This window comes from Gorillibacterium timonense (genome assembly GCF_001457415.1).
GTDB classification, from domain to species: Bacteria; Bacillota; Bacilli; order Paenibacillales; family NBRC-103111; genus Gorillibacterium; species Gorillibacterium timonense.
This window is the reverse complement of record NZ_LN881724.1, coordinates 169,825-193,982: the sequence shown is the minus strand read 5'-3', so window position 1 is coordinate 193,982 and position 24,158 is coordinate 169,825. Positions and strand designations below refer to the sequence as shown.

Here is a 24,158-nt window from a genome sequence, read left to right as displayed (position 1 = left end):
CCCCGCTTTCGTCGTTTTATTAACTCCCCGTGCTCTGATAGCGCGACATGCCGACTCTCCAGAAGCCGAGAGCGGCCGTCAGGCAGAATACCGCGACGGCTGTCGTCGCGAAGAGAACCCACAGTCCGTACTGATGCCGAAGAACGTACAGAGCGGGAACATAGTTGGCGAAGGCGACCGGGATTACCGTGAAGAACAGCGACCGGAGCCACTTTGGATATAACGTAAGCGGATATTGGGCCGCGCTGCGCGAGGCGTCCTCGGTCAGCGTCTGAAGCACGTCGACCTTGGTGATCCAGAAGCCGATCGTCGAGGTGGCGAGCCCGATGGAGAACAGGATCATCGCTCCGGTGAGCACGATCCACAGCGTGAGCGGAACAGCGATCCAATCCATCTGACCGGAGCCGATCAACTTGTACAGGCAATAAAGGAGAATGCCCCCGCCCTGAAGAGCTTCTCCGAGCATGATGCGGAAGTTTTGAGACATGAGCGCAAGCAAGAGAGGAAGCGGCCGGATGAGCAGCTGATCGAGATCGCCGCTGACCAGGTAGCGGTCGAGGTTATGGACATCGCTCGCGAGACTGCGGTACACGACCCGCGACAGACTGATTACCGAATAGAGATAGCCCACCTCGTACAGAGACCAGCCCTGAATCCCTCCGAACTTGGCTAATACTACCGCAACCATGAGAAATTCGGAGACGTTGACCAAGGTAGCGAGCAAGGAGGACAGCCAGAAATTGAACTTGTATTGCATGCGGCTGCGAATGCTGGCACGAATCAACATGACGTATAAACGGAGCAGATTCATCCCCCCTGCACCTCCACCTTCTGCCTCGCAAGAACGGTGAGTCCCGCGCAGACGATCGTAAACAGGAGACACCACAAGAGACCTCCGCCCAATACCCGGAAGGATTCGTGTTCCATGTAGATTTTGACCGGATGGTATTGCAGGTAGGGATAAAAGGAGTTTAGGCTGAGCGGCCTCAACCAGGAGGGGAGCCATTCGATCGGGACGAAAAAGCCCGATAGCAGCATCGAGAACGCATAATGGACCCAATGAAACCAGGTGGATTCCGTTGTCCAGAGGGAGACGATACCGACGAGGTACTGAATGCAAATGGATAGATAAGCTCCCACGATGAGAGCAGCCAGTGTTCCGGCATACGTGCTGATCCGGGTCGGCAGCGGAAGAGAAAAGACGAAGAAGTAGATGAGGTAGATGGGGATCGTTTTGTAGACAAATTGATAGGCGACTTGCCCCCACTCGCGAATCGCCGTCTGGTAGAAGAGACTGACCGGCCGCATTAGATCGAGCGAGATTTGCCCGGTTCTCACCCGCTCAGGGATACCGAGCCCGAAGGTAGCGAAGGTCGTGACCCAGAGAGCCGCTTGGGTGAACCCGACGTAGCTGACCATTCCTTTGACGCCGTAGCCTTCCAGCTCATGATCGGCACCGATGCCCATCCAGATGAAGATGTACATAAACCCGAAGAGCGAGCTCGCCAAATTGTGAATCAGATGGGAGCTTCGGTACTGCAGATTGACCCGGTACGCTTTGCGTACCAGCACGGCAAATAACATGTTGCACCTCCATGATTTGAGTTACACGCAGCTTGAATCCATCCTTGCGATCCCGTCTTATGCCAGCCTATTTGGAGCTTGTCAAATCCGGCGGCGGAACCTTGCGTACACTTTCAAACCAACTTGCAGCGGAGAAAAATGCGAGAGCTATCAATCATAGCAAACACCGTAAATTGTGGCAATGATAAAATGCATCTGACCTCTTAGCAGGCGGCACCGCTTGGACAGACACAAAAAGAGCGCCTTCCGCTTCGGGAGGACGCCGCCTTCTTTACAAGTCTCTCTGATTACGGTCTTCCTTACGTCGAGCCTTCTCCCACTCCTCGTAGCCTTCCGTCTCAACTGCTTCCTTCCTATGAAAATGCAGAGACAGCTTGGCGTCGATTCGAATCAGTAAAATACTGTTCAAGAGAAGCAGCAGCACAATAACAATGGTAATCATGGACTCGGGTGTCCTCCCTGGCGGCACGAGGGATTGGAGGCGAATGTGCCGCATCAAGAGTTAGACGCATCAACTGGGAAAAAGTTCAAGTCCCATGCAGGTAGACACATCAACTGAAAGAGGATTCCACATCCATTACCGCTTCTTCTGGCGCACGAACGACAGAGTCGAATTCTCCGGAATGTCGATGCCGGTCGTCTTCGCGGTGCCGATGCGTTGGGAGAGATAAATGCCGGTGTGACCGGAGAAGAGGTAGCTGACCGCGCAGGCGATGAACAGGTACGGCAGAAATCCGGCGCCGAACAGCTCCACGCCCATGATGAAGCAGGCGATCGGGGTGTTGGCCGCTCCGCTGAACACGGCTACGAACCCGAGAGCTGCGAGAAAGGGAACAGATACCTGCAGCAGCCCGGCCAAGGTGCTCCCCAACGTGGAGCCGATGACGAACAGCGGAGTGACTTCCCCGCCCTGAAAGCCAGCTCCCAAGCTCAGAGAGGTGTATAAGCTCTTCCACAGGAAAGCGAAGGTTGGCGCGTCTCCCTTAAAAGCTTCCTCGATGAGCGGCAGACCGAGGCCAAGATAATCTCTCGTCCCGCCGATATAGACGAGCGCGATGATCACGAGGCCGCCCACGAAGCTTTTCAACGGGGCATACGGAATCAGCTTGGTGTAGAGCGCTTTGAGCCAGCGGGTCGATTCGCTGAATAATAGCCCGGCCAAACCGAACGCAACGGATGCGACCGCCACCTTGAGCATAACGGGTCCGGTGATGGCGGGGACCTCGCTCACTTGATAGAGGTGATGCTGAATGCCCCAGGCGCGGGTGACGATATCGCCGACAAGACTGGCGATGAGACAGGGGACAAGCCCTTCCGAGCGCAACAGGCCGATGGCCAGCACCTCCATGCCGAACATGGCTCCGGCGAGAGGCGTTCCGAAGACCGCCCCGAAGCCGCTGGCGATGCCGCACATCAGGATCAGCCTGCGATCCGCAGCGTTCAGCCGGACCACCGTGCCGAGGCCCTCCGCCAGGCTGCCGCCCATCTGAACGGCCGTCCCTTCGCGTCCCACCGAACCCCCGAAGAGGTGGGTTACCACCGTGCCGAACAGGACGAGTGGAGCCATACGCAGCGGAACCCTGCCCTCTCCGCCGTGAATTTGATCGAGAATCAGGTTGTTTCCCTTGGAGGAGTCCCCTCCGATCTTCCCATACAGATAGCTGACCACCGCGCCGCCGAGCGGCAAAAACAAGAGAAGCCAAGGGTGCGAAAGCCGCGCGTCCGTCGCCCGGTCCAGTGCGGCCAGAAACAGTGCAGCAGCCGATCCTGTCAGCATGCCGACAATGCCCCCCAGCACCAGCCACTTCAGCAGGAATCTCCCTGCCGCGATCGGCCCCATCTCCCTGATCTCTCGAATGCTGTCCCTCCCCAGCCTCATCTTCATCTGCCGTTTGTCCATGCTCATTCCATCCCCTGCCATAAAAGTCACTCCTGTAAAATAAACAGACCCCTACCAGCACATAGGTACTGGTAGGAGTCATCAGCCCGAGATTTAGGCGGTTGTGGCGAACTCCATCGCCGTCGTTGTCGAAATCTAATCTTGAGAATACGGTAGAACTTGAAGGTTGTCAAGCTCGTGAAATGAGCTTGTAACGGTGGGTATGTCGTAACGGTGGGTAGTGAAGACCTGCTCCCATTTCCACACATCACACGCCGAACTGCCGCAGATGATGATCAAAATGCTTGTACAGCAATCGCCCATATTCGCGCGCAGAGAGCGGACCGAAGGCGGGATGCTCACCTTCGCTAATCGTCAGGCTGTCGAACAGAGCGAGGAGCTCCTCCTTGTCCTGCAGAAAGGCCGACGGTTTCGTCCCTGCTCGCATCGCGTCAAACTCGGGAGCCGTCGGCAGAAACCCACCCGGCCAGCGAGGCAACAGGTAAAAGGCGACCGGTTTAGCAGCCCGCTCCATGAAGAAGCTCCTCTTCCCCGGTACGGGACGGATGCCCGCCACATCCCTCAGTTGATCGCTCAGATGGCAGAGCATCTGACCTACGGTCATCTTTCCGAAGCGGCGGGCCGAATCCGGCGCAAGCCGTTCGATCCGCGCACGAATCTCCCCGCGCACTTCCGGATCGTTCAAGCGTTTCACCTTCGATTCCCCCCGTCTTCCCGCCGGATTATTTACCGCTTTGGAGCAGGCTGCCGAGCAGCGTCCGCTCCATCGCCTCCATCCGCTTCCGGTAATCGGCATCTTCCCCGCCTCCGACAAACTGCAGGGCGATGCCATCGCGGGTTGCCCAGAACAACGCGGAGAAATCGGCGGGATCGGCATCTGGACGGAACTCTCCCGAACGGATGCCTTCCTCGACTATACTCGCGATGAAGTCTTCCGCATACGTGCTTTGCCGGTCCATAACTGCCTTCAAATCCTCGCGGCGGGACGATTCCAGCCAAAACTCCAAGTAGAAGGCGAGCAGCCGCTTCAGCTCCGGGAGAGACTGATTTCGGAACGCATGGAAAACCTGCCGCAGCTTGTTCTCCGCTCCGTCTTCCGGCCGAAATCGTTTTTTCATTCCGGTGATCGACTGCTGCATGCGCTCTTCCATCACCTGCTTGTACAGCTCTTCTTTCCCAGCAAAGTAGAGGTAGACGACTCCCTTGCTCACCCCGAGCCCGGCTGCGATATCGTCGACGGTGGTGGAGCCGTAGCCTTTTTCGGCAAAACAGCGAAGAGCGACGTCCAGAATGGACTGCCTTCTCTCTTCCTTATAGGCGTCGGATACTTTCGGCGACATCCTTACCTCCTTCTGCTTACTTCAGGTTTTCTGGGTTGAGGATTTCAAGCTCCGGAACGACGAAACGGCCGTCCTTGCGGATGAGTCGGTCATCGAACCAGATTTCCCCTCCGCCGTATTCAGGGCGTTGAATGCAGACCATATCCCAGTGAATGGCCGATTTGTTGCCGTTGTACGCCGCGTCATAACATTGCCCCGGGGTAAAGTGGAAGCTGCCATCGATCTTCTCATCGAACAGCGTATCCTTCATCGGATCCTTGATGTACGGGTGGAAGCCGAAGGAGAATTCACCGATGTAGCGCGCGCCTTCGTCCGTGTCGAAGATCTTGTTGATCCGTTCGTTGTCGTTCGCTTCCGCCTTCACGATCTTGCCGTTCTCAAAGGTCAGCTTGACATTCTCGAAGGTGAAGCCCTGGTACGGAGAAGGGGTATTGTAACTGAGCACGCCGTTTACCGAATCTCGCACGGGAGCGCTGTAGACTTCGCCGTCGGGAATGTTCCGCTTGCCGCAGCATTTGACTGCGCCGATGTCTTTGATCGAGAAGGACAGATCAGTGCCGGGTCCGACGATGCGTACCTTGTCCGTCTTCTTCATGAGCTCTTCCAGCGGGTCCATAGCCTTTTCCATCTTGCGGTAGTCCAGCGTACAGACGTCGAAGTAGAAGTCTTCGAACTCTTCGGTGCTCTTGCCGGCGAGTTGGGCCATGGCCGGGGTCGGGTAGCGGAGAATGACCCATTTGGTCCGCTTCACGCGGTTCTCGCTGTGAACTTTATGGTTGTACAAGGCTTGATAGCTCTTCATCTGCTCGGCCGGAACGTCCGCCATCTCGTAGCTGTTGCTTCCGCCGCGAATGCCGATGTACGCCTGCATTTGGTTCATCATGTAGTTGTCGATGTCCGACCAGGTGCTGATTTGCTCCTCGGTCGAATCCAGGACGAGCGTGCGGGTAATCTGCGGATCGCGGATGGCTACAAAGGGATTGCCCTTCGCCGCATGGACGGCTTTCACGATTTCCTGAACGAGAGGGTTCTCGATGCCGATCGCTTCGATCAGAACGTTTTCACCCGGTTGAATAGAGGTGGAGTAGTTGACCAGGATGTCGGCGAGCTTGGCTAGACGCGGATCTTTCATGAGTGGTTTCGCTCCTTCTGTTTTGTGGTTCCGTAGAGGACAGTCTTCCTTGTGAAAATGACCGTCCGGTCACCTTCGATTGTCGCACAACAGCCTTAGTATTTCAAGCGGAGCGTTCGTTACATCCATCTCCTTCCCGAAGCTTCTCTAGTCGTCCCGAGTCATCCGAACAATCTCGAATCCTTCCGAATAACCTCATACTGTCCCACGTTTTCCGAATCATCTTCATCATTTCACCCATAAAAAATCCCTTCTGAGTCAACGTAAGAAGCCAATACCTTACGCAAGCTCAAAAGGGATGGACATCGGGAGTTAGGGTTAGGGCAGGTCGATGAGCATGAACAGAGTGTCATCGGACAGGCCCGTTACGGTCAACTCGGGCGTGTCGGTGATGCGAGCATCGTCCCGGCGTCCCATCCTCTCGCTCCCGTTCAAATCGATAGCTCCCTCCATGACGAACAGGTAGATCCGGCGGCCAGCCGCTTGGGTGAAATCGACCGATTGGCCGCTCTCCAAACGAGACAGGTAGATGGTCATGTCTTGATGAATCGCGGCAACGCCGGGAGCGGGACGATTGGAAACAACCGGCAGCAATGCGCCCGCAAGCTTTGAGGGATCATAGGTAGTGGCCTCATAGGAAGGCGTAAGGCCGGGAGTGTCCGGCATAAACCAAAGCTGCAGCAGGTTGACCGGTTCATTGCCCGGATTCGTCTCCGAATGCTGGACGCCGGTTCCCGCGCTCATCCGCTGCACCTCGCCGAAGCCGGTGATGGCGGTTTGCCCGGTGCTATCCGTATGCTTCAGCTTCCCTGTCAGAACAATCGAGACGATCTCCATCTCCCGGTGCGGATGAGTGGCAAAGCCGCGGTGACCTGCGACAATGTCGTCATTCAAAACCCTCATCGGCCCAAACTGCATGTTATCCGGGTCATAATAATCGGCAAAGGAAAAGCTGTGGTACGTGTCTAGCCAACCATGATTGGCATGGTACCGAGAATCGGCAGGTCGAATCGTAATCATACAAGCAGCCTCCTTCGATAAAATTAAGTTACTTACTATTAATAAGTATTTTATCAATAAGCACTTACTTTTGTCAAGTAACTGTGATATGATGAAGATGGAGATGATGAACATGCAAAACTTACATCCTCTGTGCCCCAAATTTGAGGCGGCCTTTGAACTGTTCGGGAAACGTTGGACCGGATTAATCATTCAAGTCCTGCTCACCGGCAGCAAGCGCTTTGGCGAGATCGTCGATCGCATTCCGAATATGAGCGACCGAATGTTGGCCGAGCGTCTGAAGCAGTTGGAGGAAGCGGGGATCGTTACCCGCCAAGTGTATCCCGAGACTCCGGTGCGAATCGAATACCTGTTGACGGAGAAGGGGCGGGAATTGAACCCCATCATGCAGGAAGTCCAGAATTGGGCGGACAAATGGATGGCCTTAACTCCATGCGCTCCGGAAGAGGCCTGCGAATGACCGTATTCCTCATGATTTCGGAATACATTTGAAGCAGCTGCGGATACTAACCGCGGTTGCTTTTCTTTTTCAAAAAAGCTTCATAACTTATCAATAGTAATCAACTTGACATTCTTTAGTTTATCAGCTAGGATGGCATTAGTGACTTATATCACTTCCCGTTCGATGACAAAAAGGAGAGATACCCTTATGACGAAAGTATTGTACATTACCGCTCATCCGCATGATGAGCAAGCCTCCTACAGCATGGCCGTAGGCAGCGCATTCGTGAAAGCTTACCGCGAAGCTCATCCCGAGAATGAAGTGGTTCATCTGGACTTGTACCGACTCGACATTCCCCAAATCGATAACGACGTATTCAGCGGCTGGGGCAAGCTTGCCAGCGGCCAAGACTTCAAGGAATTGACGGCAGACGAGCAGCACAAGGTCAGCCGCCTTGGCGAATTGGTTGACCAATTCGTAAGTGCAGACCAATATGTCTTCGTTACCCCCTTGTGGAACCTGAGCTTCCCTCCGGTCCTGAAGGCGTACATTGATGCCGTCAGCGTTGCAGGCAAGACGTTCAAATACACGGCAGAAGGTCCGGTTGGTCTGCTCAGCGGCCGCAAGGCTCTGCACATTCAAGCGACCGGCGGCTTCTATTCGAACGGCCCCGCCGCCGAGCTGGAAATGGGCGATCGTTATCTCCGCACCATCACCCGCTTCTACGGCATTGAAGATTACAGCCTGCTTCGTGTCGAAGGCATGGCCTACGCGCCAGAAAAAGCCGCTGAAATCAAAGCGGAAGCCATTGAACGCGCCAAGGGATTGGCCAAAACGTTCTGATTTATCCAAGCCCGCTAACGAAAGAACGAAAGAAGCTTCCTTCCACCGCAACCTGCGATGGAAGGAAGCTTCTTCTGTTTAGCGGCTTTCTCTTGTCCGATGAGAATCGTCGCGGAGCAAGAGGGATCGTTTCATTTACTCGTTAGTACCGATTTTTTACCCGTTCAAGCGGGAATGGTTTTGATGAGCGAGCGTCACAAATGCTACATAAAGCGGTTGGAGGTTGAACTTCTTGCCGAACTCAAATTTATAGGAGGCCATGCTCACGTTATTTGCTTTGTAATACGGCGAATTGATGTAATGGATGGTCATTTCGCTGTCATCGAAGCCGGTTCCGGCCGTTTCCATCGTAACCTCCATGATGGAGTTCAGCGGAATCGATGCAACCCGAGTCTTCTTGCCGGTGACTCCTTGATGGTCGATCAAGATCAGCCGCTCACTGGTGATGATGAAAGCGTCGCGAACAAGCTTGAAACCGTTTTGTACTTCTTCCTGAGGCATGAGGTATATTCCGTATTGCTGCTTAAGCTCCTGAACGGAGACTTCCGAGAAATTGCCGAGCAGACCGTTTAAAAGTTTGGACATGAGTGCCACTCCCCCACAGAAGGTAAAGCCTTTTTTAGCTTCCCATTTCTTGTAATTCGACCAAAAGTTGATGTTTCCTTGTATATCCACCTCCAAAATACAAATTTTCACAAAAAAACCGCAAACGAAGTCCAAAATTCTTCGTTTGCGGTATGTGCCGACGATTAGATACGCCGCTCTTCATTTATGGTAGAGTTTCTATCTCTGTGCAGCTCTGTTTTATACTCGACCAATCCAATCTCACATTCGGGTCCGATGGTCACATGATTACCTCGAACGATGCGAGCCCGGGTTCCTTCGAGAATGACATGATCCCCTTCGATGACGTCCGCCGTGAGATATTCATTTATTCCAAAAAGCCCCTTCACGAGTTTCCCGATAGTGTTGGTAACGCCTGAACGCTTAACCCGAATGGACTCCCCGCCGATTTCCCGCGCTTCGCTGGCCCCGTGCAGGGTGATCTCCAGCTTACCGGCGTTCAGCAAGCCCGCCACCTTGAAGCTGCCCTTGCAGTCGAATTCCTCCGTATCCAGGTTTGCGTCCACCGTTAGATCGCCGCGCGTCTTGATTTTTTCAGCCGAGAGCGGACCTTCGATTTTGGTCTGGCCATCGCATTTGATCTCCCGACCTTGAAAAGAACCGACCAGCTTGAATGATCCGTTCACATCCAATTTGTCAGCCAGAACGTTCCCCTCGATCGTCGAGCTTCCGTTCACCCGGCAATACTCCGTCCGCAAATCGCCGACCAACTTGGATCGACCGTTCGTATAGAAGCTCTGGCACTGAACGTCTCCATCTACGCGGCCCTGCCCGTTGATTTTCACCTCATCGAAGGTGCCGCCGCCTGAGCTGCCGGTACCGTTAATGATCAGGTTACTCCCTTGTTCCGCATCACTCATAGGTTTTTCCTCCCGCTCCTAGTTTTATTTTTAACTCTTCGCTGTTTACTGCGACAGAACCGCGCGCCACCAACCGAACCCCCTCTTCAAACCACAGGGATTCCCGACTTGCTGCAAGCATGACCATAGAGACACCCAGCTTGCGCACCAGCAGTACTTCGCCGCTGATTCCGCCTAACTCCCGGTAATGGTTCTGCAGAATGCGGAGAAGCTGCTTGCCTTCATCCAGGACCATGTCTCCCCGATCCAGAAAACCATGCAGCAAATAAATGAAGAGAAGCTGTTCAAAGGGAAGCACCGCACCGGAAGTCGGCGCAAAAACTTCTTCGAATAAGGCGAGAGCTTCTTTGGAGACGATACCTCGCCGAACCAGTTCCCATCCGTCCATCTGCATCGGAGCCGGATCGGGAGAGAAGACATCCGCCAACTCATCCAGGGACAAGTCTTCCTTCATGTTCATGATTTTTCCGATTCGCTGGAGTATTTTCTCTCTAGGAAAAAAGGTCTCTTGTCCGGTAAAAGTCGACTTGCGAACAAACCATTCTTCCGGGATCAAGTTTTTCCGCTTCCATCGGTAGAGCTGTCCGTAGGAGATGCCCGCGAGCTCAAGCAGGTCTTTTTTGGAAATCAAGTTTTCGTCCAGGAAAAAAACCTCCTTTCATATTCATCGTAACATAACACTGTTACGCTTGTAAAGCACAGCTGCGCCTGTTTGTGTTATGATCGTCTTTACAGACTCTGCTCGCTATACTTGGCTATCAGAAAGGAAGTTTTCGAATGAACGCATCTGCTCCGCCATCCAAATCCATTTCGAACGAAGCAAAGGCCAAGCGCAGCGCCGGGTTCATTGTGATCCTGGGCATTTTGTCCGCCTTCGGTCCTTTGTCTCTGGATATGTATCTGCCGGCTCTGCCTCTCATCACCCAGGAGCTGAACACGAGCGCTTCCTTGGCCCAGCTCAGCATCACCGCCTGCCTGCTCGGGCTTGCGCTCGGTCAACTGCTGGCGGGACCGCTCAGCGACAAGTTAGGTCGCCGCAAGCCCCTCATCGTCTCGCTCGCTATCTATGCGGTCGCTTCCTTCATCTGCACCTTCGCGCCGAACATCTCGGTGCTTCTGTTCTTCCGCCTGCTCCAAGGTCTCGCCGGCTCAGCCGGCATCGTGATCTCGCGTGCGATGGCCCGCGATCTCTACTCCGGTTATGAGCTGACGAAATTCTTCGCCCTGCTCATGCTGGTGAACGGTACGGCGCCGATTCTCGCCCCCGTCCTAGGTGGAGCGCTGCTCACCTTGATTCCTTGGCGCGGCGTATTCGTGGTGCTCGGGTTTATCGGCATTGCCATGCTCTTTGCCGTAACCTTGCGCCTCGGCGAAACCTTGCCGGAGGAACGCCGATCCTCTGGTGGCGTCGGACAAACCTTGTCGACCTTTGGAGACTTGTTCAAGGACCGGTCGTTCATGGGCTACGCCCTCACGCAGTCGGCAACCGCGATCGCTCTGTTCAGCTACATTTCCGGTTCCTCGTTCGTGCTGCAAAATCTGTACCACGTCACTCCCCAGACGTTCAGCCTGATCTTCGCTCTGAACGGATTCGGTATGGTGCTCGCCAGCCAGACGACCGGCCGCCTAGCGGGACGGATGTCCGCGGAGCGCTTGCTCGCCGGTGCTCTTGCGCTGATCGTGCTCGGCACAGGGGCCTTGCTCGCCGCTATTCTCGCTGAAGCCCGGCTCCTCTTCCTGATGATTCCCCTGTTCATCGCCGTCGCTTCCATCGGCGGAGTGAACATCACCTGCAATTCACTCGCTCTGCAAAATCAGAAGAAGCACGCAGGGAGTGCATCCGCCATCCTCGGCCTCCTTCCCTACCTGGCCGGAGCGGCCGCTTCTCCTCTCGTCGGCATCGCCGGAGAGAACTCCGCTCTTCCGATGGGCTTCCTGATGGCAGGCGCGTCCGTCCTCGCGGTCCTCTTCTTCTTTCTGCTGGCTCGCAGAAAAGGGTGATCCCACCGATCGTCGAACAGCCAAACAGGCCGCACTCCCTTTACTGGGAATGCGGCCTGCTGTTTTCTCGAAAGCGATTATTCGGCGCTTCTGCCCGTTTGCTTCTGTTGCTTCAACAAGTCGCGAATTTCCGTGAGGAGCACTTCCTCCTTGGAAGGAACAGGAGGCTCCGCCGGTTTCGGCGCTTCTTCTTTCTTGCGCGTCAGCTTGCCTAGCAGCTTGATGAAGAGGAAGATGGAAAAGGCAATGATAAAGAAATTAAGCGTCGTTTGAAGGAATTCACCGTACGTGATCTTAGCATCCCCGACCGTAATCGCCAGCGATTTGAAATCGTATCCTCCGATGAGAATGCCCACCAACGGCATAATAATATCCTTTACGAGCGAACTGACGATACTACCAAATGCGCCGCCGATGATAACCCCGACAGCCAAATCCAGCACGTTCCCCTTCAGGGCAAAAGCTTTGAACTCCTTCCACATAAAAACAGCAGCCTCCCTCTCAACAATTAATCTCATTCTCATTCTATCACAATTATTCAGGACAGAACTCTCGATTGCACGATGGCAAGTGTAACAAGAAAGGCTGAAACTACCAGCAGCAATAGAGATGCCCCGAACCACAAGAGCTTCTGCCTGCCCTTCACGTCCTTAAGCATAAAAACGTTCGCGAGCAGCCAGATCAGCAGGTAGATGACGGCCATTGCCACAGCCGCGGTCTGTCCCCTGCGGGTTGGTGGCCCCATAAAGCCATCGAGTCCGATGACGGTAAAGATGAAGACGAACCCTCCCGGCGCTCCGATGAGCAGATTGATAACCGTCCATACCCCTTTTTGGTTACGGGTCATGGCCGACAGCCCCTTTCCTGAAGGACTAAATGGCTATTCTCACGCCCATTATAGCCCATCCTCCCGGGTCTGAACAGGAGAAAGCTTGGGTTCTGTAGAATCGCCGAAAAACACCTTCATGAGGAGCGGGGTGACAATGGTCGTTACGAGAACCACCACGACGAGAACCGTGAGTAGAAGGTCCGGCAGCAAGCCCGCTTCCTGCCCGATTCCCGCCAGAATGAGCGCCACTTCCCCGCGCGAAACCATCGCCGCTCCAATCCCAAGCGAGCTTCTCCAGCCGAAGCCGGCGGCTTTCGCGCCGAAGGCAGCTCCCGCCAGCTTAGTGGCGATGGCAAGCACGCTGAGTCCAATAATAAGCCCAATTTGAGAAGCAATCCCGTCAAAGCTGACCTTGACACCGATCAGGGTGAAGAAGACGGGTACGAAGACGGCATAGCCGATCGTCTCTACCTTCTCGGTGACTTCGTGCTTAAATGAGGTGAGGCTGATGGCGATCCCTGCCGCATACGCGCCGATGATGGCCGCAACTCCGGTATATTCAGCGAAATAAGCAAGGCCGAAGCAGATGATGAGCGCCGCCGAGACGACGCTTTCTGTGACACGCAGGTTGACAAAGCGTTTGAGCAGCCAAGGAACCACCTTCCAGCCGACGAGGATCGCAATGCCGAAGAAGGCGACCTTCTTGAACACGATCATCCCAAGATTGACGTCGCCTCCGGATAGGCTCATGAGGAAGGCGAGCGCGATGATGACGAGCACATCGTCGATGACGGCAGCCCCCATGATCGTAGCCCCCTCTCTCGTCTTTAGTTGCCCAAGCTCCTTCAGCGATTGAACCGAGATGCTCACGCTCGTCGCCGAGAGCAGGAGACCGAGGAAGGCTGCCTCCATTCCGCTTAGCCCCATAAACCAAATCCCGCTCCCGTATCCGAGTGCGAAAGGAAACGCAATGCCTGCCAACCCGACGTAGGTTGAGCTTTTGCCGGAGCGTTTGAATTTGTCTATGTCGGTTTCAAGCCCCGCGATAAACATGAGCAGGATGACCCCGATCTGACTGAGTTCCGCCAGAACATCGGTATGTTGAATAAGTCCAAATACAGCGGGCCCGAGTACGATCCCGATGAGCAGCTTGCCGAGCACGGCAGGCTGACGCAATTTCACACTGAGCTCTCCCGCTAGCTTGGAGGCGAGCAGGATGATCGCGAGTTGCATGATTAGCATGTGATCTCCACCTTTCCTTGTGTTGTCTTTCTCTTTTGTATAATCAAAGAAGAGCCCGCACACCCAAGCTTGCTGCATGAAGACACAGCAATCCCTTGGTGACAGGCTCCGCCTAAAATTCCCTACCGATATGAATTTATCCCTGGCCCTTGCTCTCCGCGGTAAAAGCTTCGTCTGCATCCAGGGTCCATTCCAGCTTCCGAAGAAGGTGGGCTTTGAACAGCTCCGCCAGGAAGGAAGCATAATAATCGGGACGGACCATCACCCGATACTTTCCTCCCGGGTACTTGTAGAACAGAACGTCCGTGTAATCCCGATTGCGATCGAAAAACTGCTCTACCTTTCTCAGCCAAGCCGCATAAGGAGCGACCTCTCGGAAAGTGATGAGAAACTCGATGCTGTCCTCGTCGCGATGTTCTTCCATCTCCAGCAAGCGGTTGTCATATTCATAGACAAGCATAGCGATCTCCTCCTTACAGGAAATAACGCAGGTAAATGTACCCGCTGCACAGCACAATCGAGAGCAGCATGAGCGGGAACCCCAGCTTCAGATAGTGCACGAATTTGATCGGATGCCCCTCCTTGGCCGACAAGCCGGCTACGATCAGATTGGCACTCGCTCCGATCAGGGTGCCATTACCTCCGAGACAAGCCCCGAGGGCAAGGCTCCACCAGAGCGGCTCGATATTCTGCACCCCCATCTGTCCCATCTCCTGAATGAGCGGGATCATGGTCGCCACGAAGGGGATGTTGTCCAGAAAGGCCGACGCCAGCGCGCTCATCCAGAGGATGAGCATGGACGCAGTGAGCGAATCGCCCCCCGTCCACTCCATTGCTTTCTTCGCCAGTTCGCCGATCACACCGGTCTCCACGAGGCCTGCTACAAGGACGAACAACCCGATAAAGAAGAAGATCGTCATCCACTCCACCCGGGTGAACGCCTCCTCCATGACCTTTTCCCCCGTGAGAAGGAGCAGCAGAAACGCCCCGCCAAGCGCAACGGTCGCCGACTCCAGATGCAGCGCCTGATGGAGGAAGAAGCCGAGAATCGTCAGACCGAGAATGATGAGACTCTTCACGAGCAGCCGCCGATCTGTGATCAAGCCGCTCATTTCCATCTCCATGATGGCCTGTTTCCGCTCCGGGGTCGTATGCAGTTGCCTGCGGAAGAGCAGGTAAAACAGGAGCATATTCACCGCCAGAACCAGCAGGACAATCGGAGTAAGATTCTGGATAAAAGCAAGGAAGGTCAATTCCTTAACCGCGCTACCGATCATGATGTTCGGAGGATCTCCAATCAAGGTCGCAGTTCCTCCGATGTTGGATGCCATAATCTGCGCCAAGAGGTAGGGAACCGGGTTCACCTTTAACTGCCGCGTGATGCTGAACGTAACCGGAACGAGCAGCATGACCGTCGTCACGTTATCCAGGAAGGCGGAAGCGAAGGCGGTGATCGCTGTAAGCAGGAGCAAAATCCGCATTGGCTCTCCCTTTGCCTTCTGTGCGGCCCAGACCGCCACATACCGGAACACTCCCGTTTCGGAAGTCACGCTGACCAGAATCATCATGCCGACCAGAAGGCCGAGCGTGTTGAAGTCGATGTGATGCAGTGCCGTTTCCTGACTGACGATGCCCGTCACGAGGACGAGGACTCCTCCCAGCATCGCCACGATCGTGCGGTGAACCTTCTCCGAAATAATCCATGCATACGTCACCAGAAAAATACCGATTGCCCAATAAGCCTGTTGTTCCATGCTTCTTCTCCTTTATGCTGACTGTCGCTTCCCCCAGCTTTCCCGAACGAAAGTCCGAAAAAACGCATAAAGAGCCCGCTTTTGGCAGGCTCCTCCGTCGTTCCATGTATTTAACTCTATTTAGTATACGAAATTCCAAGGAGAATGTAAATCCAAGAGTATCTGACGGCTCCTTAGTTGGTCGTCCAACCGCCGTCCACAACCAGCTCGATGCCCGTGACGAACTTCGATTCATCAGAAGCCAGGTACAGGTAGGCATTGGCAATGTCCATCGACTCGCCGGCATAAGGCGGCAACGGTGCCAACCCCTTGTAATGGCTTCCCATTTCCTCCTGGGACTTGATGCCGGCTTTCTCTACCATTCCCGTAAAGATCGCACCCGGATGGACCGAATTGACGCGGATATGGTCCTTGCCGAACCATTGCGCCGCATGCTTGGTCAAGGAGCGTACCGCTCCTTTGGATGCGCTGTAGGCCGCACCTTGCGCGTCGGAGACGCCGCCGATGATGCCCGCGATCGAGGACGTATTGATGATGGCGCCTTTGCCGTTCTTTTGCATGTGGGGGATTACGGATTTCATGCCCAGCCACACACCCGTGCAGTTGATGGACATGACCTTTTCCCAGTCCGCGAGCTCGGCTTCGAGAATGCCCTTCGCGATATGAATACCGGCATTATTCACGAGAATATCGATTTTGCCGTATTTCGCGAGGGTTTGTTCAATGACGGCATCCCAAGATTCCTTCTTGGAGACATCCAGCTCGATTGCGATCGCATCGCCGCCGTCTTTGATAATCTCCTCTACTTGTTCCCGTAATACATCGACCGTAATATCCGTCGCGACGACCTGTGCTCCTTCTTTTGCGAACAGTTGCGCGCCGGCCAAGCCCATGCCGCTTGCCGCACCCGTAATAATAGCCACTTTACCCGAAAGTCTGCCCATCTGGATCACCCTTTTCATTTTGTAGAAGCAGTAAACGCTATATCGTTTATAGTATAATTAGGGTGATTAATCGCTTTCAATCGACAATCATAGGCCGCATTGTTTACTAATCAACGTTAGGGAACCTTTTTGTTTACGGACTTCTAGTTAATCAACAAAGGGGCTTGAGAAATTTGGCACATTTGGAGCGAGTGGATCGGAGAATTGTGAAATCGAAGGCGCTGTTAAAGGAAGCGCTGCTGTCCTTGATGCAAGAAAACCATTTTCGAGACATCACGATCATGAAAATTGTCGAGAAGGCCGACTTGAACCGGGGTACGTTCTATAAGAATTATCAATACAAAGAAGACATTTTGGATGAAATCATCGAGGACGTGACGACCGATCTGATCGCCTCTTTCCGCGCGCCTTACCAGCAGCAGCAGGTGTTGATCGTCAATAGCCTGCAAGCCTCCGCTATCAAAATCTTCGATCATGTCGCCCGGCATTCCCTGTTCTACAAGCTTTTGGCTCAAGGGGAGGCCTTCCCCGGCTTCCAAAAGAAGCTGTGCCAGCTGTTTAAGGTTCTGCTCCTGCAGGATTTCGCCGATATTACGAACAATTCGCAGATTAATCGGGAGCTTCTGGCCAGCTATCGCGCTTACGCTTCTCTAGGGGTAATGATGGATTGGGTGGAAGGCGGCTTTACGTACAGCACGACCTATATGGCGGAACAGCTCGTGGCGATCCTCCAATCCAGCCATGAGAATTACACGTACCAGGTATTGTCTAGCTAAAAAGTTATAATGATTTTTCACACATACACACGAAGGAGATCCGATAGACATGCTGGATTCAAACCTAATCAACCAACTAAAAAAAACATTGAAGGCGAGTATCGAAAGACAGGAGATCGCAGGAGCTACCTTCATGGTGATCAAGGACGGCAATGAAATCTTTTACCATGAGGATGGCTGGGCAGATCTCGAGTCCAAACGCCCTATGACAAGAGATTCCATCTTCCGTTTATATTCAATGACCAAACCGATTACAGCCGCTGCGGTTATGATGTTGTTAGAACGTGGGGATATCGATTTGTTTGATCCTGTAAGTCATTTTATTCCCGGTTTTAAAAACCAACTCGTTGAGAAAAACGGTGAGCTAGTGCCTGTCTGTCGTGAAGTCAATATTCAAGATTTACTGAACATGACTTCTGGATTATTGTATGACGGAACCGGCGCAACGGGTCAACAATCCTACGCATTGTTTCAAGAACTGGACAGACGCTTGTTCAGCGAAAATCCAATGAGTACTATGGAATTTGCAAATCGTCAGGGCCAAGGCCCTCTTTCATTTGAGCCCGGATCAAATTGGCAATACGGAACCTCGGCGGACATTCTGGGCGCAGTTGTGGAAGCGGTTAGCGGTATGCGGTATGGGCAATTTTTGCGTAATGAAATTTTTGAGCCGCTCGAAATGGACGATACCGGATTCTGGTTGCCTGAAGAAAAAAGATGTCGCCTTACGAAAACCTATCAGGATGATGGTGAGGGCGGGTTGAAGCTATACAGTGGCAACCATCTTGGCATCAACCATCAAATGGATCGAGATCCGGCATTTGAGTCAGGAGGAGCAGGACTTGCCTCTTCAATCGATGATGCTGCCAAATTTACTACGATGTTGATGAACCAAGGCAGCATTAATGGTGTTCAGCTCTTGAAGCCAAGGACGGTTCAATATATGACGTCAGCTGCCTTAACCGATTGCCAACAAAAGGGCTTCGATACATGGCATACATTACGTGGTCATAGCTATGGCAATCAAATGCGCATTATGACCGATAACACAAAAGCCGGATTTATCGGCAGCCAAGGAGAATACGGCTGGGACGGCTGGCTTGGGGCCTACTTCACGAACAGTCCGCAAAACGATCTGACCATCTTATTTATGGTTCAGAAAAAAGATGCCGGCACATTGCCGATTACACGCAAACTGCGCAATATCGTATTCAGCTCCTTATAGGTGAGCCTGGTTTGGTTACGTGCGGCATTAGCCTTACGGATCAGCTTCGTAAACGTTTCCTTTCGTTTCCATTTCATCAAGTGCGGACAGCACCCCAATTATTTATGGCTTAGTGATAAAACATAGCCATACGCCATCGCCCTTAAGTTTCTCGACACTTTTGAGTGAAAATGCAGTGGGAACTTTTAAAGGCAGGTAATCCGTTTTCTCGAATAAGGTCACGGTATTGGTTTCTCCGTCTACCACAGGGGTCAGAACAAGGCTCAGCTCGTCAATTAGGCCTGCTTGTAAAAATGACCAGTTTATAACCCCGCCTCCGGATACCATCAATGTCTGAATATCAAAAAGCTCTTTCAGCTTTTCGACTGCCCATGCAGGGTCCAACTCATCTTTTCCCGCGATGATATACGAAATACCAAGCTTCCTCAGAAAAACGCGGTATGCGTTGGATGCCCGCTCCGTAAGCACTTCAATAATATGTGCCGCCGGCCGGTCAGCATAGTGCAGGGTATTGGAAGACCATCCGATTTTTCCAGACGCATCAACGGATACATAATACATTTTCGCATTCTTTACCGCCACATGGTCACCTTCCGGTACGGCAGGCGCATTATCATCCAGCTCCGGCTTCTTGTAGAACGTGAAGTTCTCGTCGGTTGTAACACGTCCGCAAAGCCATGCCTGGGGATGGTAACCACCATTTATACGCTCGTATTCCTCTCCGGCAGCAACTGCGGCTTCTGTCTCCATAAAGGGGCCGGTGATCCTGCCGTCAAGGCTGCTCATCATGTGACAAACCGTATATGGGCGACTCATTGCAGCATTTTCCTCCTATTTGTTGGAATTCCGATAGATAGCATCACAATCTTCGGCAGACAGCGAGATGGGACCAGCTGCAAACAGGCCGCCCATGTATCCAAAGTTGTTGAAGCACAGATTGCCCAGCTTCAAGATACTCCTGAAGGATGATGGAGTCCCTCAAGAGATTCGCCCTTTGAAATCCAGCTTTCAATTGGGTTAGACTGCTTTTCTTTTTATTACTAGCTGGATTCCAACATTAAAAATCAAAGCAATCATCAATAAAAGGAGCGCCGTTATCATGATTCCGTGTAGACCACGATACATAATTTCTTGCATAAGTGGTATTAATCTTTGAGGTAAGTCACCTGCACTTTTGGAATCACTTAATTGATTTAGCATATCCATTGTGATTTTCCCATTCGATTCAGCAACACCTTTCATTAAGGCATGAGTTAGGATTACTCCATATATGGATGACATAAAGGTTTGACTTAAAATACGGATAAGGTACGCAAATGATGTTGCAATGGGAACATCTCGCTTTTCCGCATCTTCCTGTACACTGATTTGTAAAATATTAAAGCATACCCCTAGCCCAAACCCTTCAAATGCCCCAGCAAGTAATAATAACCACATTGGTGTAGATACTCCGGCTAATACCATACCGCCAAAGGAAATGATAAATGCCAAGTTTCCCAAAGCAAGCACACGATATTTACCCAATTGTGGGGAGATCGATGGTCCCGTCATAGAACCGGCAAAGTTTGTAATAGCACCCGGAATCTGAGTCATACCTCCAAGCAAGGCACTTAGTCCTAACAATCCTTGTACCCACATGGGTACATAGATGTTAAAAGCAATAAACGCCCCCCATAATAGGGCAAATAAAATAAAATCAACAACCAAGGAACCATTCTTAAAAAGTCTATTGGGGATGATGGGGTCTGCCGCTTTTTCTTCCACTTTATAAAATACGACTAATAAAAGTAACCCTCCACTAATTAAGGTACTAATTAAGCTTAGCGAACCCGTCTCAACCATCTGGATTCCTGTTAAAAGTGTGATTAAACCGGCTATCAAAACACCAGCACCTACATAATCCATTTTTTCATCTGAAGGAATGCGTCCGGGCTCTTTAAAGAAAAATTGAATAACGAGTATGGAAATCATCGCAATTGGAATATTAATATTGAATACCCAATGCCAACTCAAGACTTCGATAATCCAACCACCAAGGAGCGGTCCCAGAATCGAAGCTACACTAAAGCTTGCTGTGGCATATCCAACTATTTTTGCTCTCTTCTTGGAGTCTGGATACAAATCTGCATATATGATAAAAGGTATCGTGTTCATTCCACCTGCACCTATTCCCATAGCAGCTCTTGCAATCAAGAAAAATACAATATTACTTGATGATGCTTGAAAAATGGAACCAACTGCAAATAGCAATGTTGCAAGTTGATAGGTTCTTCGGTTTCCGATCCGTTCTCCCAATTTACTCCAAAGCGGAGTGGATACGGCCATTCCCAACAAGAAAACAGATACGATCCACCCCATGTATTGAATGGCATGTAAATCACTTACAATCGCTGGCAGAGCCGTGTTGATGATGGTTCCATCTAAGCCCGCCATTGCATTTGATAGTAACAGCGCCAGTGTTACGATCATGGTTTCCTTCTTACTCATCCTAGTAAATCCTCCTAAACGAAAACCGTTTTACTTTTTAGCTACCGTTATATTCAAGCAAATTAAATAAAGGACTGATGCAAACCCGAGTTTTAGCTTAGGTTTACATCAGGCCCATTTCGTGCGATAACTCCATTATTTCTTCGGAAACTCATTAACAGTATAATCGTACCCTGGGCTATGTCCATTGCCGATATCAAGCAATTCGTACATTAGTGAACACCACGACGGAAAATGTAAAATAAATAACAAGATAATCCACTCAGAGTGTCAATAGATGCACACTTCAAGTGGATTATTTTATACGCCACGGAGCATCCGTTCTCAACTCATAAATTATATCGATATTATTTACCAACCAATTACAAGCATCCCCAAAATTATCCGCAACATGGTCAGGTTTGGCTTTATCATACCATGTATGTCGATAAGCATTTAGTGATTCCATTCCCCACCCTGTTCTAACCAAGATTTTTATTGCTCCTACAGTTTGTGCTGCCAACATATCAGTAGACCCTACGTCACCAATTACTGCACAATTGTGTAGGTCTAAACTATGTTCTTCGGCAGCTTTTAATAATAGTCCAGGTTTGGGTTTATGACATTTACATTCATCTTTTTGATCGTGTGGACAAATGTATGCTCCATCAAAACCAAAAGTTTCGAATTGCACATTAAAATCTTCCATCTTTGCTTCACCACGTGCAATACGATGTTGATTAGTAAAAGCGAATACTTTAAGTCCTTTCTCCTTTAAGAGTTTTATGGCCTTTTGTGAAAACGGGAATAGCTCAAAACTGTTAGGATGTATAAAATGACCGTTTCCACCAATAGTTCCGTCTCGGTCAACAAAAACCGCTTGCAACATATTTTTCTGAACCTTTGTATTATTCAATTATTATGCTCCCCCATCATTTACAGGTTTATAACCTCATTCTCGAGTATGTATTACTACACCAACAGTGTAATAAGGGATTAATCTATCCACTCATGAGGAATTAGTGCATTATCTCCTGTTGAAGTGCCACCTCTCCATCTCTTTACAACATGAACAATATCCGTATTTGAATCCCAAGTAATCTCATCAGCGTGATCATTAAGGTTTATTTGAGTTGGATTTTCACACCGTAAACTCAAATGATTATGAAATGTAGCAAATATCTTTTGTACCATTACGATATCCTCCGGTGTATACTCCACTTCTGACTGCCTTTGTAGTTTATCCGGGAAATACACCTGACTCGGTTGATCTAGTCTCCCAGCGGTCTCGCATGCCTGCCGGGTTGCTTGCCGGGTATCCGTCTTGGCGGATGGTATTGCCGAGCGTCACTCCCATATAGACGCGGCTTCCGTTCCCGTCATAGCGGTAGACCGTTTGGTCGCCCCATTCGTTTGTATGTGCGGTCAACCGGTTAGCGGCATCCCAGCTGTAGGCTTCCAGGATGCGCGGTCCTGCCAGTGTTGCTTGCAGCGAATTATTTCCGTCCGGTGCGGTGCCATCTCCATAGACTTCATTCGTTACAGAACCGCCGTCCTGTGCATACACGCTGCCTGGAACCGTCATGTCGGCGGACAGGCTTTGCGCGCGCAGCAGGGATGTGCTGTCCGTGCCCGTCACCGTCAGGAGATTGCCGCGCAGGTCATATGCGTAATCCCGATAGTCGCTCCCCTTTTGCCAGTGCGTCAGTTTGTTCTCCGGGTCATAGGCATAGGTTTCGGTTCCGGCTGACCCGCCGCCTGCTACCGTCTTGTTCAACCGATTGCCTGCGACATCGTAGGTATAGCTCGTCTGCGTTCCGTTTCGCTTCTGCACCTGAGTGAGTTGGTTCAGCGCATCATACACATAATCCGCGATATCGGCTTGCTGTGTCGCTCCGCTCGGATTGTCTTCGTCGCTGCCGCCTTTTTGCCGCTCCCGATGGACTAGATTGCCCGCTGGATCGTACGTATAGCTGAGCTGCTCTAGCAAAGCCCCTCCCGGTCCAAGATGACGAATGTCCGTCACTTGCCCCGCATCGTTGTACTGGTAGGTGCTTGTTCCGCCATTCTGCAAGGCTTTGTCCGTCATCCGCCCATTGGCATCATACGTATATGCGGTCTCTTGGCCTTGTCCATCGGTGACTCTCGTCATTCGGATATAACTATCCCTCAAAAAATCGTATCTTGACATTGGGGAGCATTACTCTTGTCATTGAACCAACAGTTAAAAACTCTTTCGCCCAACAAGTACAGCAAACCTCTCTATTGCAACAACCTGAAGAGTCATTGTTTACATTCTTTGAATAGCACCGTCCTAGGAAACAAAAGGCCCACGTTGGTTTCGTGTAAAATGGAAGTTACCACACCACCATCATTTACAGGCGAACCCAACATGAGCCACTTCAGCTTAGCATAATCGAACGCGGGCAGCTTCTATTGGGAAAACTCAATGGCAGCTGCTGCCTTCAAGACTAGAAAAACTTGATGAGGATAGGGATTAAAGTGAAGATCACTAATCACATTACATGATTTACCTATTCCTTGAGTTTATCTCTAACATAGTATATTTTCTTCGTAGTTGTCTCAAAGCGAAATGTCACATCCTCACCCATACTTTCTAATGAAGGGTATAAAGCAACTTCCCACATCTCTTCATTTGTTCTCACAACAAGTGAAGGATTATCATATCTATTAAGAAGTTCAAGAATCCCTTCTTTTTCAATTCCATCAAACATACTCTTGATGTCAATATTCCACCTTGATATGTCTATTGGGTCACCGTATAATCTTGCACCCCCAAAAGCTCTGAATTCAACAATCGAACGCTTATCCATATCAATAGTAACCCAACAAACTGCATCCGGAAGTCCAAATATAGAGTTGTTTTTTGCGTAATAATGATAATCAATAGTTCCCCTTCGGTTATTAATATTTTCTTTTCCTTGAAATCCAATAACAATGTTCGTCAAATATGCATCTTTTCTCCATTGTTTGGCCCTTTCAGTAGCAAAAGGCAAACCATCTTTATAGGAATTTATCTCATGGTTAAGTGGAATTTCGGTTCTATCTTGTATGTCCTTCATACTCCAATTTGTAAAATGAAGGTATGCAAATAATGATAACAAAACTACTATGGATGCTGCTGATATGACAGCAATTTTCTTAATCATTTTTTT

28 protein-coding genes and 1 riboswitch are annotated in these 24,158 nt (G+C 51.2%); of the genes, 5 read left to right on the top strand and 23 right to left on the bottom strand.

The genetic code is table 11. From position 1 onward, the window contains the following. Positions 1 to 19 precede the first annotated feature (19 nt). The 8 genes from BN2684_RS13675 to BN2684_RS13645 all read right to left on the bottom strand — a co-directional run bounded on the left by BN2684_RS13675 (position 20) and on the right by BN2684_RS13645 (position 6,976). On the bottom strand, positions 20 to 811 hold the full coding sequence (locus BN2684_RS13675; RefSeq protein WP_058302739.1) for an ABC transporter permease: 792 nt from the start codon (positions 809 to 811) through the stop codon (positions 20 to 22). Then, the gene (locus tag BN2684_RS13670; RefSeq protein ID WP_058302738.1) at positions 808 to 1,584 is read right to left on the bottom strand and encodes an ABC transporter permease; all 777 of its coding nucleotides are present in this window, start codon (positions 1,582 to 1,584) and stop codon (positions 808 to 810) included. The genes BN2684_RS13675 and BN2684_RS13670 overlap by 4 nt, the downstream gene beginning before the upstream one ends. A gap of 271 nt (positions 1,585 to 1,855) precedes the next feature. Further along, positions 1,856 to 2,026 carry a hypothetical protein gene (locus BN2684_RS24540; RefSeq protein WP_159065802.1) on the bottom strand — a complete coding sequence of 57 codons (171 nt, stop codon included), beginning with the start codon at positions 2,024 to 2,026 and terminating at the stop codon, positions 1,856 to 1,858. A gap of 135 nt (positions 2,027 to 2,161) precedes the next feature. Beyond that, on the bottom strand, positions 2,162 to 3,424 hold the full coding sequence (locus tag BN2684_RS13665) for a voltage-gated chloride channel family protein (RefSeq protein WP_058304546.1): 1,263 nt from the start codon (positions 3,422 to 3,424) through the stop codon (positions 2,162 to 2,164). A gap of 125 nt (positions 3,425 to 3,549) precedes the next feature. After that, positions 3,550 to 3,614: riboswitch (Fluoride riboswitch) on the bottom strand. A gap of 117 nt (positions 3,615 to 3,731) precedes the next feature. Further along, on the bottom strand, positions 3,732 to 4,178 hold the full coding sequence (locus BN2684_RS13660) for a DinB family protein (protein WP_058302737.1): 447 nt from the start codon (positions 4,176 to 4,178) through the stop codon (positions 3,732 to 3,734). 28 nt (positions 4,179 to 4,206) lie between these two features. Further along, complete coding sequence (locus BN2684_RS13655; RefSeq protein WP_058302736.1) at positions 4,207 to 4,824, bottom strand: TetR/AcrR family transcriptional regulator; 618 nt, start codon at positions 4,822 to 4,824, stop codon at positions 4,207 to 4,209. A 16-nt stretch (positions 4,825 to 4,840) separates the two neighbouring features. Then, a complete protein-coding gene (locus tag BN2684_RS13650; protein ID WP_058302735.1) occupies positions 4,841 to 5,956 on the bottom strand; it encodes an aminopeptidase in 1,116 nt (371 codons plus the stop codon). A 318-nt stretch (positions 5,957 to 6,274) separates the two neighbouring features. Continuing rightward, entirely contained in the window at positions 6,275 to 6,976 is a 702-nt protein-coding gene (locus BN2684_RS13645) for a pirin family protein (RefSeq protein WP_058302734.1), read from the bottom strand. A gap of 112 nt (positions 6,977 to 7,088) precedes the next feature. On the opposite strand from BN2684_RS13645, the gene BN2684_RS13640 reads away from it, so the two are divergent. Together BN2684_RS13640 and BN2684_RS13635 are read left to right on the top strand one after the other, a co-directional pair. Beyond that, positions 7,089 to 7,436 carry a winged helix-turn-helix transcriptional regulator gene (locus BN2684_RS13640; protein WP_058304545.1) on the top strand — a complete coding sequence of 116 codons (348 nt, stop codon included), beginning with the start codon at positions 7,089 to 7,091 and terminating at the stop codon, positions 7,434 to 7,436. 189 nt (positions 7,437 to 7,625) lie between these two features. Next, positions 7,626 to 8,261 carry an FMN-dependent NADH-azoreductase gene (locus BN2684_RS13635; RefSeq protein WP_058302733.1) on the top strand — a complete coding sequence of 212 codons (636 nt, stop codon included), beginning with the start codon at positions 7,626 to 7,628 and terminating at the stop codon, positions 8,259 to 8,261. A gap of 156 nt (positions 8,262 to 8,417) precedes the next feature. Here the strand turns inward: BN2684_RS13635 and BN2684_RS13630 are convergent, their stop codons facing one another. From BN2684_RS13630 to BN2684_RS13620, 3 genes are all read right to left on the bottom strand, one after another. Next, complete coding sequence (locus tag BN2684_RS13630; protein WP_058302732.1) at positions 8,418 to 8,846, bottom strand: PH domain-containing protein; 429 nt, start codon at positions 8,844 to 8,846, stop codon at positions 8,418 to 8,420. A 164-nt stretch (positions 8,847 to 9,010) separates the two neighbouring features. Next, a complete protein-coding gene (locus BN2684_RS13625) occupies positions 9,011 to 9,745 on the bottom strand; it encodes a polymer-forming cytoskeletal protein (RefSeq protein ID WP_058302731.1) in 735 nt (244 codons plus the stop codon). Then, positions 9,738 to 10,376 carry a YhbD family protein gene (locus BN2684_RS13620; RefSeq protein ID WP_392389013.1) on the bottom strand — a complete coding sequence of 213 codons (639 nt, stop codon included), beginning with the start codon at positions 10,374 to 10,376 and terminating at the stop codon, positions 9,738 to 9,740. The genes BN2684_RS13625 and BN2684_RS13620 overlap by 8 nt, the downstream gene beginning before the upstream one ends. Positions 10,377 to 10,522: 146 nt before the next feature. Here BN2684_RS13620 and BN2684_RS13615 point away from each other — a divergent pair, with 146 nt between their 5' ends. Next, positions 10,523 to 11,746: a multidrug effflux MFS transporter gene (locus BN2684_RS13615; RefSeq protein ID WP_058302729.1), complete on the top strand. Its 1,224-nt coding sequence runs from the start codon at positions 10,523 to 10,525 to the stop codon at positions 11,744 to 11,746. A 77-nt stretch (positions 11,747 to 11,823) separates the two neighbouring features. Here BN2684_RS13615 and mscL read toward each other — a convergent pair whose 3' ends face one another. From mscL to BN2684_RS13585, 6 genes are all read right to left on the bottom strand, one after another. Continuing rightward, entirely contained in the window at positions 11,824 to 12,228 is a 405-nt protein-coding gene (gene mscL, locus BN2684_RS13610) for a large conductance mechanosensitive channel protein MscL (protein ID WP_058302728.1), read from the bottom strand. Positions 12,229 to 12,284: 56 nt separating this feature from the next. Beyond that, entirely contained in the window at positions 12,285 to 12,593 is a 309-nt protein-coding gene (locus tag BN2684_RS13605; protein ID WP_058302727.1) for a hypothetical protein, read from the bottom strand. Between the two features lie 48 nt (positions 12,594 to 12,641). After that, positions 12,642 to 13,817: a cation:proton antiporter gene (locus tag BN2684_RS13600; RefSeq protein ID WP_058302726.1), complete on the bottom strand. Its 1,176-nt coding sequence runs from the start codon at positions 13,815 to 13,817 to the stop codon at positions 12,642 to 12,644. A gap of 136 nt (positions 13,818 to 13,953) precedes the next feature. Continuing rightward, positions 13,954 to 14,277: a hypothetical protein gene (locus tag BN2684_RS13595; RefSeq protein ID WP_058302725.1), complete on the bottom strand. Its 324-nt coding sequence runs from the start codon at positions 14,275 to 14,277 to the stop codon at positions 13,954 to 13,956. Positions 14,278 to 14,290: 13 nt separating this feature from the next. Further along, positions 14,291 to 15,571 (bottom strand): ArsB/NhaD family transporter, encoded by a 1,281-nt coding sequence (locus BN2684_RS13590; protein ID WP_058302724.1) that lies wholly within the window; start codon positions 15,569 to 15,571, stop codon positions 14,291 to 14,293. A gap of 173 nt (positions 15,572 to 15,744) precedes the next feature. After that, entirely contained in the window at positions 15,745 to 16,515 is a 771-nt protein-coding gene (locus BN2684_RS13585; RefSeq protein WP_058302723.1) for an SDR family NAD(P)-dependent oxidoreductase, read from the bottom strand. A gap of 173 nt (positions 16,516 to 16,688) precedes the next feature. Here BN2684_RS13585 and BN2684_RS13580 point away from each other — a divergent pair, with 173 nt between their 5' ends. Further along, positions 16,689 to 17,291 (top strand): TetR/AcrR family transcriptional regulator, encoded by a 603-nt coding sequence (locus tag BN2684_RS13580; RefSeq protein WP_058302722.1) that lies wholly within the window; start codon positions 16,689 to 16,691, stop codon positions 17,289 to 17,291. Between the two features lie 49 nt (positions 17,292 to 17,340). Further along, positions 17,341 to 18,516: a serine hydrolase domain-containing protein gene (locus tag BN2684_RS13575; RefSeq protein ID WP_058302721.1), complete on the top strand. Its 1,176-nt coding sequence runs from the start codon at positions 17,341 to 17,343 to the stop codon at positions 18,514 to 18,516. 102 nt (positions 18,517 to 18,618) lie between these two features. On the opposite strand, the gene BN2684_RS13570 is transcribed toward BN2684_RS13575, so the two are convergent. From BN2684_RS13570 to BN2684_RS13550, 6 genes are all read right to left on the bottom strand, one after another. Further along, a complete protein-coding gene (locus tag BN2684_RS13570; RefSeq protein ID WP_058302720.1) occupies positions 18,619 to 19,332 on the bottom strand; it encodes a dihydrofolate reductase family protein in 714 nt (237 codons plus the stop codon). A 201-nt stretch (positions 19,333 to 19,533) separates the two neighbouring features. Beyond that, positions 19,534 to 21,003, bottom strand: a complete 1,470-nt coding sequence (locus tag BN2684_RS13565; RefSeq protein WP_058302719.1) for an MFS transporter — start codon at positions 21,001 to 21,003, stop codon at positions 19,534 to 19,536. Positions 21,004 to 21,298: 295 nt separating this feature from the next. Continuing rightward, positions 21,299 to 21,871, bottom strand: coding sequence for an HAD-IIIA family hydrolase (locus tag BN2684_RS13560; RefSeq protein WP_058304544.1), 573 nt, complete (start codon positions 21,869 to 21,871; stop codon positions 21,299 to 21,301). Between the two features lie 107 nt (positions 21,872 to 21,978). Beyond that, positions 21,979 to 22,203 (bottom strand): DUF3732 domain-containing protein, encoded by a 225-nt coding sequence (locus BN2684_RS23935; protein ID WP_234340240.1) that lies wholly within the window; start codon positions 22,201 to 22,203, stop codon positions 21,979 to 21,981. Positions 22,204 to 22,222: 19 nt separating this feature from the next. Then, positions 22,223 to 23,134: an RHS repeat protein gene (locus BN2684_RS13555; RefSeq protein WP_058302718.1), complete on the bottom strand. Its 912-nt coding sequence runs from the start codon at positions 23,132 to 23,134 to the stop codon at positions 22,223 to 22,225. Between the two features lie 382 nt (positions 23,135 to 23,516). Then, positions 23,517 to 24,152, bottom strand: coding sequence for a hypothetical protein (locus BN2684_RS13550; protein ID WP_058302717.1), 636 nt, complete (start codon positions 24,150 to 24,152; stop codon positions 23,517 to 23,519). Positions 24,153 to 24,158 lie beyond the last annotated feature (6 nt).